A 15,237-nucleotide genomic window follows, 5' to 3' on the forward strand; every position below is an offset into this window, starting at 1 on the left:
ATGACAATATCGTGGTCACTTATCTAAAACTTGGAAAAAACTTAGCGTCTTAGTGACTTAGCGGCTCAGAACCTTCCGAAAACAAAAACTCAATCACCTTATCATACAATTCATCATCATGCATTCCGTGCCCCAAGCCATTAGTTTCAATAAACTGGCTGTTTTTCCAGTTACTTGCTATTTTTTTTCCTTCTTCAAAAGCGACGATCTTATCTGAAGTATCATGAGCAATAAAACCAGGAATATTAAATTCTGAAGCAAATTTTTGTCCCGAGAAGTCTTCCAGTTTAAAGTTGAAACGATGAATAAATTTACTTTCTAAAAGTGAAAGCATTTTAGTATTCAGGCTTAACATCGAAATGTAATTGTCAATTAACGTCTTCAAATCTGAAGGAGCTCCCAGAATAACCATTTTGTTGATACTGGTATTCGGGAACAAATACTGATGATAAACACAAGCCGCACCACCAATAGAATGACCAATTATAATAGTTGGCTGGTATTTTTCGACCGCTTTATTTATGAATTCAGCATATAATGGTACATTGAATTCTTTACCACTGCTTTGTCCGTGAGCCGGAGCATCAATAGCAATAATCGTGCTTCCTGATTTTTGAAGATGTGGTAAGGTTTTTTTCCAGCGCGAAGCATTGCTTTCCCAACCGTGAACCAGAAGAATTTTGGTTTCGTTTCCTTTCCATACATACGTTTGAAAATGATGTTCGTTATGATGAAACATTTCTGTTTCGGTATTACGTAAAACTTTTGGCAGTGTATCTTTTTGTAATCTCCCAATACGAGGCTGACTAAAGAGCGCATAAGAAAGTTCAACTGCCTTTTGCGGACGCACATAACTCAAAAAATTAATATATGACCCAACCGATTTTAATGTAATAAAACGAATTCCTTTTTTAATTCCCAAAACTTAAATTTTTTATAAAGGTAAAAAATGTTTTGCCACAGATTAAAATGATTTTTACAGATTAGTAAAAAGTTTCGCCACGAATTTCAAGAATTAATTAGGGGGAATTCGTGAAATTCGTGAAATTCGTGGCGAAAAAATAATGGCAAAAAAAAGTCCCGATTTAATCGGGACCTTGTTATTTAGAATTTTGAGAACAATTGTTCCATTTTTTCTTTTTCTTCATCTGCTAAAGCAGTATCAACTAAAATTCTTCCAGAGTGCTCATCAGTAATGATTTTCTTTCTTGAAGCAATTTCAACCTGAGTTTGTGGCGGAATTGTAAAGAAAGATCCTGCAGAAGCTCCTCTTTCGATAGAAACTACAGCTAAACCGTTACGAACACTGCTTCTGATTCTGTTGTAAGCAGCTAATAATCTGTCTTCGATTTGTGAAGCAAACTCAGCAGATTTCTCAGATAAGAAGATTTCTTCTTTTTGAGTTTCAGCCATGATAGCATCCAATTCAGATTTTTTATGTTTTAAGTGCGAACTTTTAGCGTCAAGTTTTTCTTTTAAATTAGAAATAACTTCTTTTTTATGTTCGATAGAAGCTTTCATTTCTTTGATTTGCTTTTCAGCCAATTGAATTTCTAATTCCTGAAATTCAACCTCTTTAGTCAAAGAATTAAATTCTCTGTTATTGCGAACTGATTCTTGTTGTTTTGTGTATTTTTTGATAACCTCTTTGTGCTCATCAATCGCATTTTTTTTCGATTTGATAAGATCTTCAATAACCTCAAGTTCACTTTTCAGTTTCTCTGAACGCGTGCTTAAACCTGCAACTTCATCTTCTAGATCTTCCACTTCTAAAGGAAGTTCACCTCTCACGTTTCTGATTTCGTCAATTCTAGAGTCAATAAGCTGTAAATCGTATATTGCTCTTAACTTGTCCTCAACACTTAATTCTTTCGTATTCGCCATATTCTATAAGTACTTAACTGGATTTGTATTTTCTTCTGATAAAATGATGGCAAAATTAAGGATTTTTTTTCGAAGAAAATCAACAATATAGTTTTTTGTATAGCGTTCGCTCTCAAAATGACCAATATCCGCTAAAAGAAGTCGGTTTTCTGCTTCATAAAACTGATGGTATTTTAAATCTGCTGTCAAAAAAGCATCAGCACCAGCCTGAATTGCATTTTTTATGGCAAAACTTCCGGATCCGCCTAAAACAGCAACTTTCTTGATTTTTTTTCCTGTAAAGGCTGAATGGCGAATGCCGTTTGCAATCATTTTATCTTTTACAAAAAACAGAAAATCTTTTTCGTCCATTTCTGTTTCAAATTCGCCGATCATTCCCAAACCAATATTTTGGTGTGCATTTTTTAAATCATAAATTTCATAAGCCACTTCTTCATAAATATGATTTGAGAACAATGCTTTTAGAATTTTAGATTGTAAATGTTTTTCAAAAATAACTTCAATTTTGATTTCGGTTCCGGTATGTAATTTTCCTTTTTCGCCAATTACAGGATTACTGTTTTCATTGCCCTGAAAAGTAAAAAAACCTTCCGTATTAAAACTGCAATTGTCATAATTGCCAATTGTTCCTGCGCCAGTCTGAAACATTGCATTTCGGACTTTTTCGGCATTATCAGGAGTAGTGTAAGTAACTAATTTTTGAATAAAACCCTGTTTCGGGACCAGAACGTTAGTATTCGTTAAACCTAAAGCATCGCAAAATATTTTGTTAACACCAGCCGAATGATTGTCCAGTGCAGTGTGAACGGCATAAATGGCAATATCATTTTTGATTGCTTTCAGGATGGCGCGTTCGACATAATTTTTGCCTGTAATTTTTTTAATTCCGGAAAATAAAATAGGATGAAAACATACTACCAAATTACAGTCTTTGCTAATGGCTTCGTCGATTACATTTTCTAAGGCATCATGACAAACCAAAACTCCCGTACTTTCCGTTTCAGTATCACCCACTAAAAGTCCAACATTGTCAAAATCTTCGGCGTAAGCCAAAGGTGCCATTTCTTCGAGAACTGCTATTATTTCTTTGATTTTCATTATTGCTTTTTTGTTTCAGGTTTTATGTTTTATTTGCTTCAGGTTTCATGCTGTTGGAGAAAACTTGAAACGAATTCATAAAACAAATTAACGAAAAAAATTATACTTTCGTAAAATGAACGTACTTCAAGAAATACTTTTCTGTTTGTTATTTTGTACAGATTCATTATCAAATTTCAGGGTTTATCTTGCTTATGGAGTTAAGTTTGAGACGTATTTAATTCCATTAGATTAATATTTCAGCATTAAATTATGGCTAAAAATAAAAAAATAAATGTTCAGGGAATTGATGTTGTTTTGTATGAAGATCATAAAGAAGACTTTATTTCTCTTACAGATATTGCCAGACATCGAGATAGTGAACGTAGTGATTATATTTTACAAAACTGGATGAGAAATCGTAGCACAGTTGAATTTATTGGACTGTGGGAAAAATTTAATAATCCCAATTTTAATTCCATCGAATTCGATGGAATTAAAAATATGACTGGGTCTAATAGTTTCTCGTTAACGCCAAAAAGATGGATCGAAACGACAAATGCTATTGGTATAATTTCGAAAACAGGTCGTTATGGTGGTACATTTGCACATAAAGATATTGCTTTTGAATTTGCGACCTGGTTAAGTGCTGAATTTAAGTTTTATTTGATAAAAGAATTTCAACGTTTAAAAGAAGATGAAAGCGATGCTAAAAACCTCGAATGGAATCTACAAAGAACAATTTCCAAGATTAATTACAAAATACATACAGATGCTATAAAAGAGAATTTAATTCCGATGAGTTTAACTATAAATCAAAAGAATTTTATTTATGCGGATGAGGCTGATCTGTTAAATGTTGCTTTGTTTGGTAAAACAGCCAAACAATGGCGTGATCAAAATCTTGATAAAAAAGGAAATATTAGAGATGTTGCTTCAATTGAACAATTAGTTGTTTTATCAAATCTTGAAAGTATAAATGCAATGTTTATACAACAAGAAATTACGCAGCAGGAGAGATTATTGAAATTGAATGAAATTGCTATTAATCAAATGAAGTCTTTAATTAATTCTGATGTAACGAATAAATTGAAATAAAAAATAATGAACGTACTTCGAAAAATACTTTTCCCATTTGCTATTCTATACGGATTCATTACCAGTATCCGTAATTATTTTTTTGATAAAGGAATCCTGAAATCGACTTCATTTGATATTCCGGTTATTGCGGTTGGAAATCTAAGTGTTGGCGGAACCGGAAAAACACCTCAAATTGAATATTTGATTCGGTTATTGTCTGATAAGTATAAAATTGCAACGCTTAGCCGTGGATATAAAAGAAAGTCAGAAGGATTTGTTTTAGCCAGCGCAGAATCAAATGCTGAAATCCTGGGAGATGAACCTTTTCAGTTTTATCAAAAATTTCCCGGTATTCAGGTTGCTGTTGATGCAAACAGAACAAACGGAATTATTCAATTGCTTTCGCAGAATGAAAAGCCACAGATCATTTTATTGGATGATGCTTATCAACACCGAAAAGTAAAAGCAGGGTTTTATATTTTATTAAGCTCATATGATGATTTATATGCAGATGATTTTATGCTGCCAACCGGAAATTTACGTGAGAGCAGGAGCGGAGCCAACAGAGCTAAAATTGTCATTGTAACAAAATGCCCAAAAAATTTATCTGATAAAGAGCAGGAAGAAATCAGACTAAAATTAAAGCTTACCTGTTCGCAGCAAATCTATTTTACATTTATCGATTATGATGATTTTATTTATGGTGAAAATCAAAAAATAGCGGTGAATGAAATTAAATCTGAAACGAAATTACTTTTGGCAGGAATTGCAAAGCCAACACCATTTTTTGATTATTTAAAAAATGAAAATGATGAATGTCTGACTTTTCCGGACCATCATAATTTTTCTGAAACTGATTTATACTCGATTCAGAATAAAGCCGAAAACAAAAAAATCATAACAACAGAAAAAGATTACGTTCGATTAAAAGATTCTAAGCTGGTATCGCAATTGTATTATTTACCAATTAAAAGCACTTTCATCAAACATCAGCAAAATTTTGATGCTACTATTTTAGATTACGTTAAAGAGAATTTGGATTCTTAAATATTTCAGGTTCCAAAAAATCAGTCAAAAAATTTCGCAATAATGCTATAGAATTCGTCCGGAACAAATGGTTTTGTAATTACATCATTCATTCCAAAAGAAAGCAGCATATCTCTGTTTTCGTCAAGCGAAATTGCCGTCAAAGCAATAATTGGAGTAGTTTTGTCAAACTCCCGAATTAATTTGGTCGCAGTTGTTCCGTTAATTCCGGGTAAATGAACATCCATTAACACCATGTCAAAACGTTTTACTTTCAGGAGTTCAACAGCATCTTCGCCATTATCGATGATTTCACACGAAATTGCTTTGTTTTCAAGCATTTTACGGGTAATCATCTGATTGATTTTGTTGTCCTCAATCAACAAGATAGATTTGTGTTTTAACTGCTTATCGTTGTAAGGTTTTGTTTCTTCTGCCACTTCCAGAGGTTCTTTGTTAATCTTAAAATTTAATTTGAAGGTAAAAGTAGATCCTTTGCCTACTTCACTTTTTAGTTTTATTTCGCCACCCAAAAGCTCGATTAGCTTTTTAACGATTGTAAGTCCTAAACCAGTTCCTCCGTATTTTCGATTTACTTCTATCGATCCTTGTGAGAAACTTTCAAAAACCGTTTGTAATTTGTCCTCCGGGATACCAATTCCGGTATCCACAATTTCAAAATATATTGTTGCAGTATCTTCTTCCTCGGCGTATAGTTTTGCAATAACATTCACATTTCCGTTTTGAGTGAATTTTAAAGCGTTGTTGATTAGGTTTAATATGATTTGAGATATTTTAGTTGGATCACCAATTAAATTATTCGGGATCGCTTCGTCTATTTCAAGATTAAAATAGTTTTTATTGGCAGTAGCCAGCTCTTTTAATGAACTTTGGATATTGAATAGTAATTCTTTTAGGTTGAAACTAATATTTTCTACTTCGACCTTTGTAGAGTCTATCTTATTTATTTCCAGGATTTCATTAATAAAAGTAGTAAGATAGTTTCCGGAGAACTTCAAAGATTCTAAATATTTTAATTGTGTTTTTTTAGGATTGTCTTCCAGAAGTAAATGTGTAATTCCGTTAATCGCATTAAGCGGAGTCCGGAGTTCATGACTTACAGTCGATAAAAATTCAGATCTTGCTTTTGAGGCTTTTTCGGCCTTATTTTTAGCCAGAATAAGTTCTTTATTTTTTTCTCTTAAAAGTAAATTATTCTGATTTCGGATGATATTGTTTTTATACAAAGCTAAACTCAAAAGCGATAAAATCGAAATAAGGGCAATGGCTAAAATACTCACCAATTTAGAGTAACGATAGGTTTTTAACTGGATTTTTTCTTCGCTTTCGCGTTTAATCGTATTACTTAAAGACTCATTTTTCTTGAATTTTTCAAACTCATTTTGATCCAGTTTTGAATTTTTTAATTTTAGAATATAATTTTCTAACTGATAGTGTTCGTCTAAATACGAATAAGCAAGATCAAAATCTCTATTCTGTTTGTAATACTGACTTATGGCTAAGACAATTTTTGATTTTTGAACCAGATTATTGCTTTTGGCATTATAATCTAGCGCATTATCAAAATAAATCATTGTCGAATCATTTCTTTTGAGCTGGGTTTCAATCAAACCAAGCTGATAGTAAGAATCTGCTTTAGTCTTTAGAATGAATGGGTTGTCTGGTTTTTTTGTTATTTTACGAAAAAGCTCTGATGCCAATGATAAATCTTTGTTTGCCTTAAAAGCTATGGCTTTTTTGTAATTTAAGACCTGAGCATGATCAGCAATTTTTAATTCATCTAAAAGAGCTGTGGCTTTTTTGTAGTAAATGTCGGCAGTGTCATAATTGCCCTTTGCAGTATTGGTTACGCCAATATAATGTAACGCCAGAGCTTTGGTACAGGTTGGTTTTACCTTGTCAAACAAAGAAACACTTTTATGAAAATTTTTAAGTGCTTCTTCGTAGTTTTTTTGGTTGTAGTAAATTTTACCAAGCTTAAAAGTTTGATTGGCTAAATTCTCTTCCTGGTGATTGGTTTCGCAAAAATCAATTGATTTTTTGGTGTAGAAAAGTGCCTGATTGTATTTTTTATTATTAAGATTTGTATCTACGAGTTTGTTATAATAGAAAACACTATCTGTACTCTTTTTAGTCTGAGAGTACAAAAACGAATTAAGAAAACAAAAAACAATAATAAAGTGGTATTTCATGTATGGCAATGCTTTTACAATGAATCTTATGTTTTTCTTATACGCAAAATCAAATCGATTAACCTTGATGAATAGCCAATTTCGTTATCGTACCAACCCACAACTTTTACCATTTTGTCAATGACAGAAGTTAATTGTGCATCAAACAAACACGAATGTGTATTACCAATTACATCAACAGAAACGATAGGATCTTCTGTATAATCTAATATTCCTTTTAAATTTGTTTTTGAGGCTTCTTGAAATGCTTTATTTATTTCTTCAATCGTAACAGCACGTTTTACATTAAACGTGATATCTGTCAATGAACCATCAGGAACAGGAACTCTAATTCCGCAACCCCCGATTTTTTCATGCAATTTAGGAAAAATTTTTGTTAATGCCTTAGCTGCACCTGTAGTTGTTGGAACAATTGACTGACTTGCGCCTCGCGCGCGGCGTAAATCCTTATGTGGCTGGTCGTGAAGACTTTGGTCTGTAGTGTAAGAATGTATCGTTGTAATATAGGCCTGTTCAATTCCGCATAATTCTTCGATGATTTTTATCATCGGAGCTGCATTATTTGTGGTACAACTTGCATTGGAGACTATGTTCTCATTTCCGTCCAGAATATTTTCATTTACTCCTAAAACTACTGTTTTGATGGTATCAACTTCTGAAGGCGCAGAAAGGATTACTTTTTTAGCTCCCGCTTCGATATGCGCATTCAGTTCTTCATGCGTTTTATATTTTCCGGTTGATTCTATTACAAAATCAATATTGTGGCTTTTCCAGTCTAAATTTGAAATGCTTTTTTCATGAAAAAACAAATAATGATTATCATCGACAATAATTCCTTTTTCGTCATGACTAACTTTAAAAGGCAAAACTCCGTGAATGCTGTCGTATTTTATCAAATGCGACATAGTTTTGTTATCAGCAATGTCATTGATTGCAACGACTTCAATTTCAGGATGGTTTAGAAGTAAACGAAATAAATTTCTACCAATTCTTCCAAAACCGTTAATGGCAATTCTAGTTTTCAAACTTTCTGTGTATTCGGTTAATGGTCTGTTTGTTCAATTGATTTTTCTCAATCAAACAAACAGACGATTAGGTTTTTTATAAAATATGTTTTTGTGCTTTGTATGAAGAACGCACTAATGGTCCGCTTTCAACATGACGGAAACCTAATTCAAGACCAAATTTTTCGTATTTGGCAAATTGATCAGGCGTTATAAATTCTTTTACAGGTAAATGTTTTTTACTTGGCTGAAGATATTGGCCAATAGTAACAACATCAACATTTGCATTGCGTAAATCTGTCATGGTCTGGAAAACTTCTTCTTCAGTTTCTCCAAGGCCTAACATGATTCCGGATTTTGTTCTGTTGATTCCTTTTTCTTTCAGGTAACGTAAAACTTCTAAACTACGATCGTATTTAGCCTGAATACGAACTTCACGGGTCAAACGGCGAACCGTTTCAACATTGTGAGATACAACTTCAGGATTTGCTTCTACAATACGATCCAGATTTCTTTCGATTCCCTGAAAATCAGGAATTAAAGTTTCAAGAGTAGTATTTGGGTTCATTCGGCGTATTGCCTTTACGGTTTCAATCCAGATAATAGATCCGCCGTCTTTCAGGTCGTCTCTGTCCACACTTGTAATTACAGCATGTTTAATATTCATTATTTTTATCGAACGCGCTACTTTTTCAGGTTCGTCCCAGTCTACTGTTTCGGGTCTGCCGGTTTTTACACCACAAAATCCGCAGGAACGTGTACAAACGTTTCCTAAAATCATAAAAGTTGCGGTACCTTCTCCCCAGCATTCTCCCATATTTGGGCAGCTTCCTGAGGTGCAGATTGTGTTTAAGCTGTATTTGTCGACTAAACCACGAAGTTCAGTATATTTTTGTCCAATAGGAAGTTTAACTTTTAACCATTTAGGTTTTGCAGGCGGTATATTTTCAATGACTGTTTCCATATATCAAAATTCAAAGTACAAAGATACGGAATGTAGTTTATTTGATGATTTGTTTAAGATTTAATTTGGTAGAAGGATTTAGGTAGTTTTAACAAACTGTTTTTTATAATTGTTTTGTGCGGATGTTAAAATCTTGTCTTTTAAATAGCAATAGAGATCTAATAAATAGTTTTTGTTTGATAAATTATGCCAGATGAATAATTTGCTGTAGCAGGTTGATTTTTACTCATTTAAAAATTATACCTTTAATTGTTAAAAAAATAACTTTAAAGGAATAAAAATGAAATTTGATTTGTAGTACATTTGATGTTAAATTGTAATAGTATAAAACATGAAAAAGAAATTTATTGTATTGGGAGTTTTGTTTGCCACTTTTGGTTTTACTAGAATGAATGCCCAAATTAATTTTGGCGAAAAAGCGATGGGAGCCGTTCAAAAAGGAATTAGTGGTTTTACTTTTAGTAATGCTGATGCAGCTGCATTGTCTAAAGCTGCGGTTGATAAAATGGATACTGAGCATGAAGTAGCAACAGCAACAGATCCTTACACTTTACGTCTAAACAGAGTTTTTGGAAAACATACAGCTGGCGAAGGTTATACTTTAAACTATAAAGTATATAAATTAAAAGAAGTCAATGCATTTGCAACTGCTGACGGAAGTGTGCGTGTATATTCCGGATTAATGGATATTATGGATGATAACGAGTTACTTGCCGTTATTGGGCACGAAATTGGTCACGTTGCCAATCACGATTCGCAAGATGCAATCAAAGCTGCTTACAGAAAAGAAGCTTTGATAGATGGAGCTGCCTCACAATCGGCAACAATTGCGAGTGTTACGGATAGTCAGTTAGGAAAAATTGGTAGTGCAATAATAGACAGCAAGTTTAGCCGTAAGCAAGAATCAGAAGCAGATTTGTTCTCGTACAATTTTTTAAAGAAAAACGGATACAACGTAAATGCTGAAGAATCTGCCTTTAGGATCCTGGCAAAAATGAGTGAAGGAGCAGAATCTTCTTTTATTGATCAAATGATGAGTTCGCATCCGGATTCTAAGAAAAGAGCTGATGATGCAAAAGCAAGAGCAGAAAAAGATGGTTTGTATAAGCCTTATGTGCAACAAAAAATTGTAAACACTGCACCAGTAACAACTAAGAAAGCTACAACGACTAAAAAAACAACTACAAAAAAGAAATAGTAGTTTTGAATTTAAATAAAAAACGGCAGATTGTAAAATCTGCCGTTTTTGTATTATATAATTAACCTAAAACATGATGTGCTAAAACCTTTTGCACTTCGTAAACGTTTACAGATTTATTAAATTGTTTTACAATACTTGGATTTAATTCGCTTGAAACCCAGATTTTTAATTCGGCATCAAGATCAAATGTTCCGGCAGTTTCTACACTAAAACGAGTAATGTTTTTGTAAACAATTGATTTGTATTCTGTTTTGCTGCCTGTTATTCCCTGTACATCAACTAAAATTAATCTTTTGTTGGTAAAAATAAAAGTATCACGGATTAGTTTAAAACCCATTTCAATTTCTTCTCTGTCAGTTAAAAGCTGTCCGTATTTTTTAAGTAAATCTTCCTGGCTAACTGTACCTGCATTACCCATAAGGGCCGAAAATATTCCCATTTCTTAGTTTTTTATTTGATTGATTTAAATTCCGTCTAAGGAGCAGCAAAAGTAATTGATTTTGTTAAATTTTTAGACTTGCTTTAAATTTAATTAAAAGAGGACTTATCAGTAATGAAATCATAAAAGCTGAAATTACTGTTACAATAGTATTTCCCAAATTGAGATATTTTAGATAACCTAAAAATCTTAGAATGGAGATTGTAAAAGTCAGGATTACAACCATTATCCAGTATTGCTTATGAATAGCTGACGGCTGTGTTGTATTTTTTGGAAGTGCAAAAAAGGATGCAATGATGATAATAGCACCAATTGCAGTACTTAAATGCTGAGCCAGTTTCCAGAACGGAATTTCGTTGCCTAAAACCGTAATGCAGTTTTTTAATTCGGTAATGTGTGTTGTAAAATAACCCTGCTGATGTGTAAAACCATCCCAAAATAAATGTGAAAGAATTCCGATTAATGCTGAAATTACTATAGCCACCCAGTTCTCCTTAAAATAATGATTCCAGTTGAATGAAGTGAAAATGAATACTCTTGATTTTATGAAGCTAGGCGAATTAAAGAATAAATCATTTCGGACCACATTATGAAAAAGAAAAGAAAGTAAAAGAACTAAAAGTAAATCAAACCAAAAAACGCCATAAAGAGTATGGCTGTAATTACTTTGAACTTTCATTCGGATAAAATATTCGAAATCAGGAGCCATACTGCCAATAATAAGACTAGTAAGAGAAAACCATTTTTTATGAAAATATCTGAAAGGCAGTATTATTGCCGGATGAGAAAAGGTAAATGGCATTTAAGTATATTAATTTGATGGTTCTTATTTAATGAAAAGTAAAAGTAGTTAAATAAAAACATACAGGTTTAACGATTAAGAGATTAAGAAAAATCAAGTATGACCTTAACTTTCTTAATCTCTCAATGATTTAATTTTTTTATAAAAAAAAGCAGAACCTGAGTTCTGCTTTTCTATTGTTATTATTCAGCTTCCGTTTTTATTGTTATTGGAAGATTATATGCAGTTCGTACCGCTTTTCCGTTTAATACTCCCGGAATCCATTTTGTTTTTAATGATTTTAAAACTCTGATAGCTTCTTTTCCAATTCCGTAACCAGGATCATTTTTTACCATGATGTCTGTAATTGAACCGTCTCTTTCGATTACAAAAGAAACATAAACTCGTAATGTTTTTTCAGCGTCCAATTCCGGTCTGTTGAAATTGTTTCCAACATACGTATAGAATTTAGCCATACCTCCAGGGAATTCCGGTAATTTATCAAGCGCATTTACTGGAAGAACAGTGGTTCCCGGATCAGTAACTTCTGTAACTACAGTATTGGTAGTACCATTTCCAGGTATCGGATTTTCTCCAATTCCATTTCCCGGAGTAGCATTTTCAATAACAGTAGTATTTTGTGCATTAGTTGCAATGTTGTCTACTGCCTGTTCAGTGGTCACTACAACAGGATGCGATAATTGACTCAAATCTGTTGCCGGAGTTGCTGCTGCAGCTTGCTGTTGTGGTATAACCGGTGCTGGCTGTTCAGGTTGTACCGGAATAGGAGTAAGATCTACAGGAGTTAATGGTACACTAAGAACAGGGTCAGTCTCAATAACTGAATCAGACTTAAGTTTGTTAATCAGCATCGATACGCTTCCCAAAGTTGCCAGTAATAGCAAGCCCACAAATAGTGCGGTGATAGTTGTTTTGGAATTCTCCTGGCGTAATTGATACGCTCCGTACTCTTTGTTTTTGTTTTCGAAAACAAGATTGGTCCAGCTTGTTTCGTAGATACTTGATTTAGACATGATTTATGGATTTTAAGGTTAAGTAACATTAAATCATAAGCAGTAAGGTTTTGGTTTTAGCTAACAACGCAAGTGTTGTTGTTTTAGTGTGTGAATAATTTATTTTTTTAAGAATAAATACATGGATACTTTATTCTTTACTTAAAGATAATAAATTATCTATTACGTTCGATAATTTCTGCTAATAATTTTTTAGCGCGAAGTAATTTTACTTTAACGTTGCTTAACGGCTCGTCTATTTTTAAGGCTATTTCCTGGTAAGTCATTTCCTGAAAGTAACGCAACTGGATTACTTCCTGATAATGTGGTTTTAATTCTTTAATGCAGAGAAGTAAGCGCGAAAGGTTTTGCTCTTTAATTAATGCATCTTCTGCAGATGGGGTAGTGTCAGCAATATTATAAGCCTGCTGATCTTCGGCATCAGTAATTTCTATAAAAAGACTGGTTTTCTTTTTACGTAATAAATCAATGTAAACATTTTTTGCAATAGCAATTAGCCAGGTGTTGAATTGAAATTCAGGATTGTAACTGGCAATTTTATCAAAAGCTTTAGAGAAAGTTTCGATGGTAATATCTTCGGCAATCGTTTCGTTTTCAGTACGCTTTAGCATAAAGCCGTACACTTCATTCCAAAAATAATCTAATAAAAAAGTAAAGGCGATCTGATCGCCTTTTTTAGCTTTTTCTATTTTAGAATTTATTTCCAATATACAGGTTTTGAAAAGATATTAGTTATAAAGATATTAATTTGTGTCAATATAAGCACGATTTCGACAACAGGAAACCAAATTTTAAGGTCATTTTCTTTCAATTTACCAGCTGAGAACCCAACAACAATCCAGGCAACTGTGTAACGGGTTGCCAAAATAGCCAATACAGCAATCCATTGAAACTGGAAAGCCAGCAGGATGGTAACGGATATAAAGAAAAATAACTGTGATATGAAGAAAAGCCCTAACTGCATTTTGTCAAAAAACTTATAGTATTGTGCAGTAGAGATATGTCTTCTTTTTTGGGTAAACCATTCTCTGTATGTTTCTTTTGGTTTCGAATAAGTAAAACTTTCCGGTGTATAAGAAATAGTAGTATTGTTTTTATTGGCTGCCTGATTGATAAATAAATCATCATCACCAGATCGAACCTGAATATGTTCTATAAAACCATTTACATTAAAAAACTCTTCTTTTTTATAAGCCAAATTTCGTCCAACACCCATATATGGAAGTCCTAATTTAGCCCATGAAAAATATTGTACTGCTGTTAAAACGGTTTCAAAACGAATGATCTTATTCAGGAAAGAACGCTCTATTTTCTCGTAACCACCATAACCTAAAACAATTGTTTTGTTCATAGTAAATTGAGAGGTCATGGCAGTAATCCATTGTTTTGAAGTTGGATAACAATCAGCATCTGTAAATAATAAATACTCTTTTTTTGAAGCTTTGATTCCTAATGTCAGAGCGTATTTTTTATTACCCCAAAAAGCTTCGTTATTTTGAACTTTTACCAGACGAATGTTTGAGTATTGTTTTTCAAATTCTTCAAAAGCTTCTAAGGTTTCGTCGCTTGAAGCATCATCAATTAAAACTATTTCAAAGTCAGGATAATCTTGCTCTGCTAATAACGGAATGAATTTTTTTACGTTCTCTTCTTCGTTTTTAGCGCAAACAATCACGGAAACAGGTAGTTTTTTTTGTGTAATTTCTTGTGGTTTAGCAAAAGCAAACTTTCCAAAAATTCCTAAATAGTAGAAAACCTGGATAAAAACAATAGCAATAAAAAAGTAAAATAAAGTTATAAGCATCTGTTTTAATGTCTTTTAATTTTTGAATCTTGCGAGTGCAAATGTACTTATGAATTCCTAGATTTCAATGGCTAAACCCTATTTACTTTCGGCATTTTGACATTTCTTTTGCAACAGCAATAGCCTGAGGGTTTTCGCTTTTTTCTAATTCCGAAATTATGTTTTTATAATTGTGATCATCCCTGTTTTGTGATAGTTTTTTGGTTGCCTGAATCTCGTCGATTTCAATCTCAAAACCAAAAATTCCTCTTGCTTCACGCATTGTTTTTGCAGATAGATTTTCAACACGCACAGGGTTCTCTGAATTAACCTCGTATTTGTCAACTAGTTTTTTTAGCTGTTCTATGGAAGTTGCTTCATCGACAATTTTTATTCGGCCATAAACATGTACGGCTATATAATTCCAGGTTGGTACATTCTCATGATCATACCAGGAAGATGAAATATAGCTATGCGGACCTGTAAAAACAGCCAAAACCTGATCGTTTTCGGCAAAACCTTCTGCTTGCGGATTTAGTTTTGAAAGATGTCCCTGCAAAATTTCTTTTCCGTCAGTATTCACTTCCAGTTCGATAGGAATATGTGTAGCACATAATTTTCCGTGAGTTTGATTGATTAGAATACCAAAACTATTTTCTTTCAAAAAAGTTCTGATTTCTTCAGGGTTTTCGTTTTTGTATAAATTGGGTGTGTACATTTTTTTCTTTTTTAGGTTCAAAGGCTAAAAACT

Annotated in this window: 15 protein-coding genes; 3 read left to right on the forward strand and 12 right to left on the reverse strand. The window is 33.0% G+C overall.

Annotated elements, in window-relative coordinates; genetic code table 11:
- Window positions 1-49: 49 nt before the first annotated feature.
- From A4F88_RS17470 to A4F88_RS17480, 3 genes are all read right to left on the reverse strand, one after another.
- Entirely contained in the window at window positions 50-922 is an 873-nt protein-coding gene (locus A4F88_RS17470; RefSeq protein ID WP_068843915.1) for an alpha/beta fold hydrolase, read from the reverse strand.
- Window positions 923-1,104: 182 nt separating this feature from the next.
- Complete coding sequence (locus tag A4F88_RS17475) at window positions 1,105-1,884, reverse strand: zinc ribbon domain-containing protein (protein ID WP_068843917.1); 780 nt, start codon at window positions 1,882-1,884, stop codon at window positions 1,105-1,107.
- Between the two features lie 3 nt (window positions 1,885-1,887).
- Window positions 1,888-2,982: a Nif3-like dinuclear metal center hexameric protein gene (locus tag A4F88_RS17480; RefSeq protein ID WP_068843919.1), complete on the reverse strand. Its 1,095-nt coding sequence runs from the start codon at window positions 2,980-2,982 to the stop codon at window positions 1,888-1,890.
- A 252-nt stretch (window positions 2,983-3,234) separates the two neighbouring features.
- Here A4F88_RS17480 and A4F88_RS17485 point away from each other — a divergent pair, with 252 nt between their 5' ends.
- The gene (locus A4F88_RS17485; protein ID WP_068843921.1) at window positions 3,235-4,059 is read left to right on the forward strand and encodes a KilA-N domain-containing protein; all 825 of its coding nucleotides are present in this window, start codon (window positions 3,235-3,237) and stop codon (window positions 4,057-4,059) included.
- Between the two features lie 6 nt (window positions 4,060-4,065).
- Entirely contained in the window at window positions 4,066-5,088 is a 1,023-nt protein-coding gene (gene lpxK, locus A4F88_RS17490; protein ID WP_068843923.1) for a tetraacyldisaccharide 4'-kinase, read from the forward strand.
- A gap of 20 nt (window positions 5,089-5,108) precedes the next feature.
- Here lpxK and A4F88_RS17495 read toward each other — a convergent pair whose 3' ends face one another.
- The 3 genes from A4F88_RS17495 to lipA all read right to left on the reverse strand — a co-directional run bounded on the left by A4F88_RS17495 (window position 5,109) and on the right by lipA (window position 9,248).
- On the reverse strand, window positions 5,109-7,280 hold the full coding sequence (locus tag A4F88_RS17495; protein ID WP_068843925.1) for a tetratricopeptide repeat-containing hybrid sensor histidine kinase/response regulator: 2,172 nt from the start codon (window positions 7,278-7,280) through the stop codon (window positions 5,109-5,111).
- Between the two features lie 26 nt (window positions 7,281-7,306).
- Complete coding sequence (gene gap, locus A4F88_RS17500; protein ID WP_068843927.1) at window positions 7,307-8,305, reverse strand: type I glyceraldehyde-3-phosphate dehydrogenase; 999 nt, start codon at window positions 8,303-8,305, stop codon at window positions 7,307-7,309.
- A gap of 76 nt (window positions 8,306-8,381) precedes the next feature.
- Complete coding sequence (lipA, locus tag A4F88_RS17505; protein WP_068843929.1) at window positions 8,382-9,248, reverse strand: lipoyl synthase; 867 nt, start codon at window positions 9,246-9,248, stop codon at window positions 8,382-8,384.
- A gap of 331 nt (window positions 9,249-9,579) precedes the next feature.
- Between lipA and A4F88_RS17510 the strand changes: the two genes are divergently transcribed.
- Window positions 9,580-10,446 (forward strand): M48 family metalloprotease, encoded by an 867-nt coding sequence (locus A4F88_RS17510; protein WP_068843930.1) that lies wholly within the window; start codon window positions 9,580-9,582, stop codon window positions 10,444-10,446.
- A gap of 61 nt (window positions 10,447-10,507) precedes the next feature.
- Here A4F88_RS17510 and A4F88_RS17515 read toward each other — a convergent pair whose 3' ends face one another.
- The 6 genes from A4F88_RS17515 to A4F88_RS17540 all read right to left on the reverse strand — a co-directional run bounded on the left by A4F88_RS17515 (window position 10,508) and on the right by A4F88_RS17540 (window position 15,204).
- Window positions 10,508-10,888, reverse strand: a complete 381-nt coding sequence (locus tag A4F88_RS17515) for a PH domain-containing protein (protein WP_068843931.1) — start codon at window positions 10,886-10,888, stop codon at window positions 10,508-10,510.
- Between the two features lie 64 nt (window positions 10,889-10,952).
- On the reverse strand, window positions 10,953-11,690 hold the full coding sequence (locus A4F88_RS17520; protein ID WP_068843932.1) for a DUF4184 family protein: 738 nt from the start codon (window positions 11,688-11,690) through the stop codon (window positions 10,953-10,955).
- Window positions 11,691-11,872: 182 nt separating this feature from the next.
- Window positions 11,873-12,703 (reverse strand): energy transducer TonB, encoded by an 831-nt coding sequence (locus A4F88_RS17525; protein ID WP_068843935.1) that lies wholly within the window; start codon window positions 12,701-12,703, stop codon window positions 11,873-11,875.
- Window positions 12,704-12,858: 155 nt separating this feature from the next.
- Window positions 12,859-13,410: an RNA polymerase sigma factor gene (locus A4F88_RS17530; RefSeq protein WP_068843937.1), complete on the reverse strand. Its 552-nt coding sequence runs from the start codon at window positions 13,408-13,410 to the stop codon at window positions 12,859-12,861.
- The gene (locus A4F88_RS17535) at window positions 13,401-14,507 is read right to left on the reverse strand and encodes a glycosyltransferase (RefSeq protein WP_068843940.1); all 1,107 of its coding nucleotides are present in this window, start codon (window positions 14,505-14,507) and stop codon (window positions 13,401-13,403) included. The genes A4F88_RS17530 and A4F88_RS17535 overlap by 10 nt, the downstream gene beginning before the upstream one ends.
- 82 nt (window positions 14,508-14,589) lie before the next feature.
- Window positions 14,590-15,204, reverse strand: a complete 615-nt coding sequence (locus A4F88_RS17540; RefSeq protein WP_068843942.1) for an FMN-binding negative transcriptional regulator — start codon at window positions 15,202-15,204, stop codon at window positions 14,590-14,592.
- Window positions 15,205-15,237 lie beyond the last annotated feature (33 nt).

This window comes from Flavobacterium chilense (assembly GCF_001602525.1).
GTDB lineage: Bacteria > Bacteroidota > Bacteroidia > Flavobacteriales > Flavobacteriaceae > Flavobacterium > Flavobacterium chilense.

Bases quoted from the DNA above. Each gene is read 5' to 3' on its own strand.
- A4F88_RS17475 (WP_068843917.1), bottom strand. From the start codon at position 1,884: ATGGCGAATACGAAAGAATTAAGTGTTGAGGACAAGTTAAGAGCAATA.
- A4F88_RS17480 (WP_068843919.1), bottom strand. From the start codon at position 2,982: ATGAAAATCAAAGAAATAATAGCAGTTCTCGAAGAAATGGCACCTTTG.
- A4F88_RS17485 (WP_068843921.1), top strand. From the start codon at position 3,235: ATGGCTAAAAATAAAAAAATAAATGTTCAGGGAATTGATGTTGTTTTG.
- lpxK (WP_068843923.1), top strand. From the start codon at position 4,066: ATGAACGTACTTCGAAAAATACTTTTCCCATTTGCTATTCTATACGGA.
- A4F88_RS17495 (WP_068843925.1), bottom strand. From the start codon at position 7,280: ATGAAATACCACTTTATTATTGTTTTTTGTTTTCTTAATTCGTTTTTG.
- lipA (WP_068843929.1), bottom strand. From the start codon at position 9,248: ATGGAAACAGTCATTGAAAATATACCGCCTGCAAAACCTAAATGGTTA.
- A4F88_RS17510 (WP_068843930.1), top strand. From the start codon at position 9,580: ATGAAAAAGAAATTTATTGTATTGGGAGTTTTGTTTGCCACTTTTGGT.
- A4F88_RS17515 (WP_068843931.1), bottom strand. From the start codon at position 10,888: ATGGGAATATTTTCGGCCCTTATGGGTAATGCAGGTACAGTTAGCCAG.
- A4F88_RS17520 (WP_068843932.1), bottom strand. From the start codon at position 11,690: ATGCCATTTACCTTTTCTCATCCGGCAATAATACTGCCTTTCAGATAT.
- A4F88_RS17525 (WP_068843935.1), bottom strand. From the start codon at position 12,703: ATGTCTAAATCAAGTATCTACGAAACAAGCTGGACCAATCTTGTTTTC.
- A4F88_RS17535 (WP_068843940.1), bottom strand. From the start codon at position 14,507: ATGCTTATAACTTTATTTTACTTTTTTATTGCTATTGTTTTTATCCAG.
- A4F88_RS17540 (WP_068843942.1), bottom strand. From the start codon at position 15,204: ATGTACACACCCAATTTATACAAAAACGAAAACCCTGAAGAAATCAGA.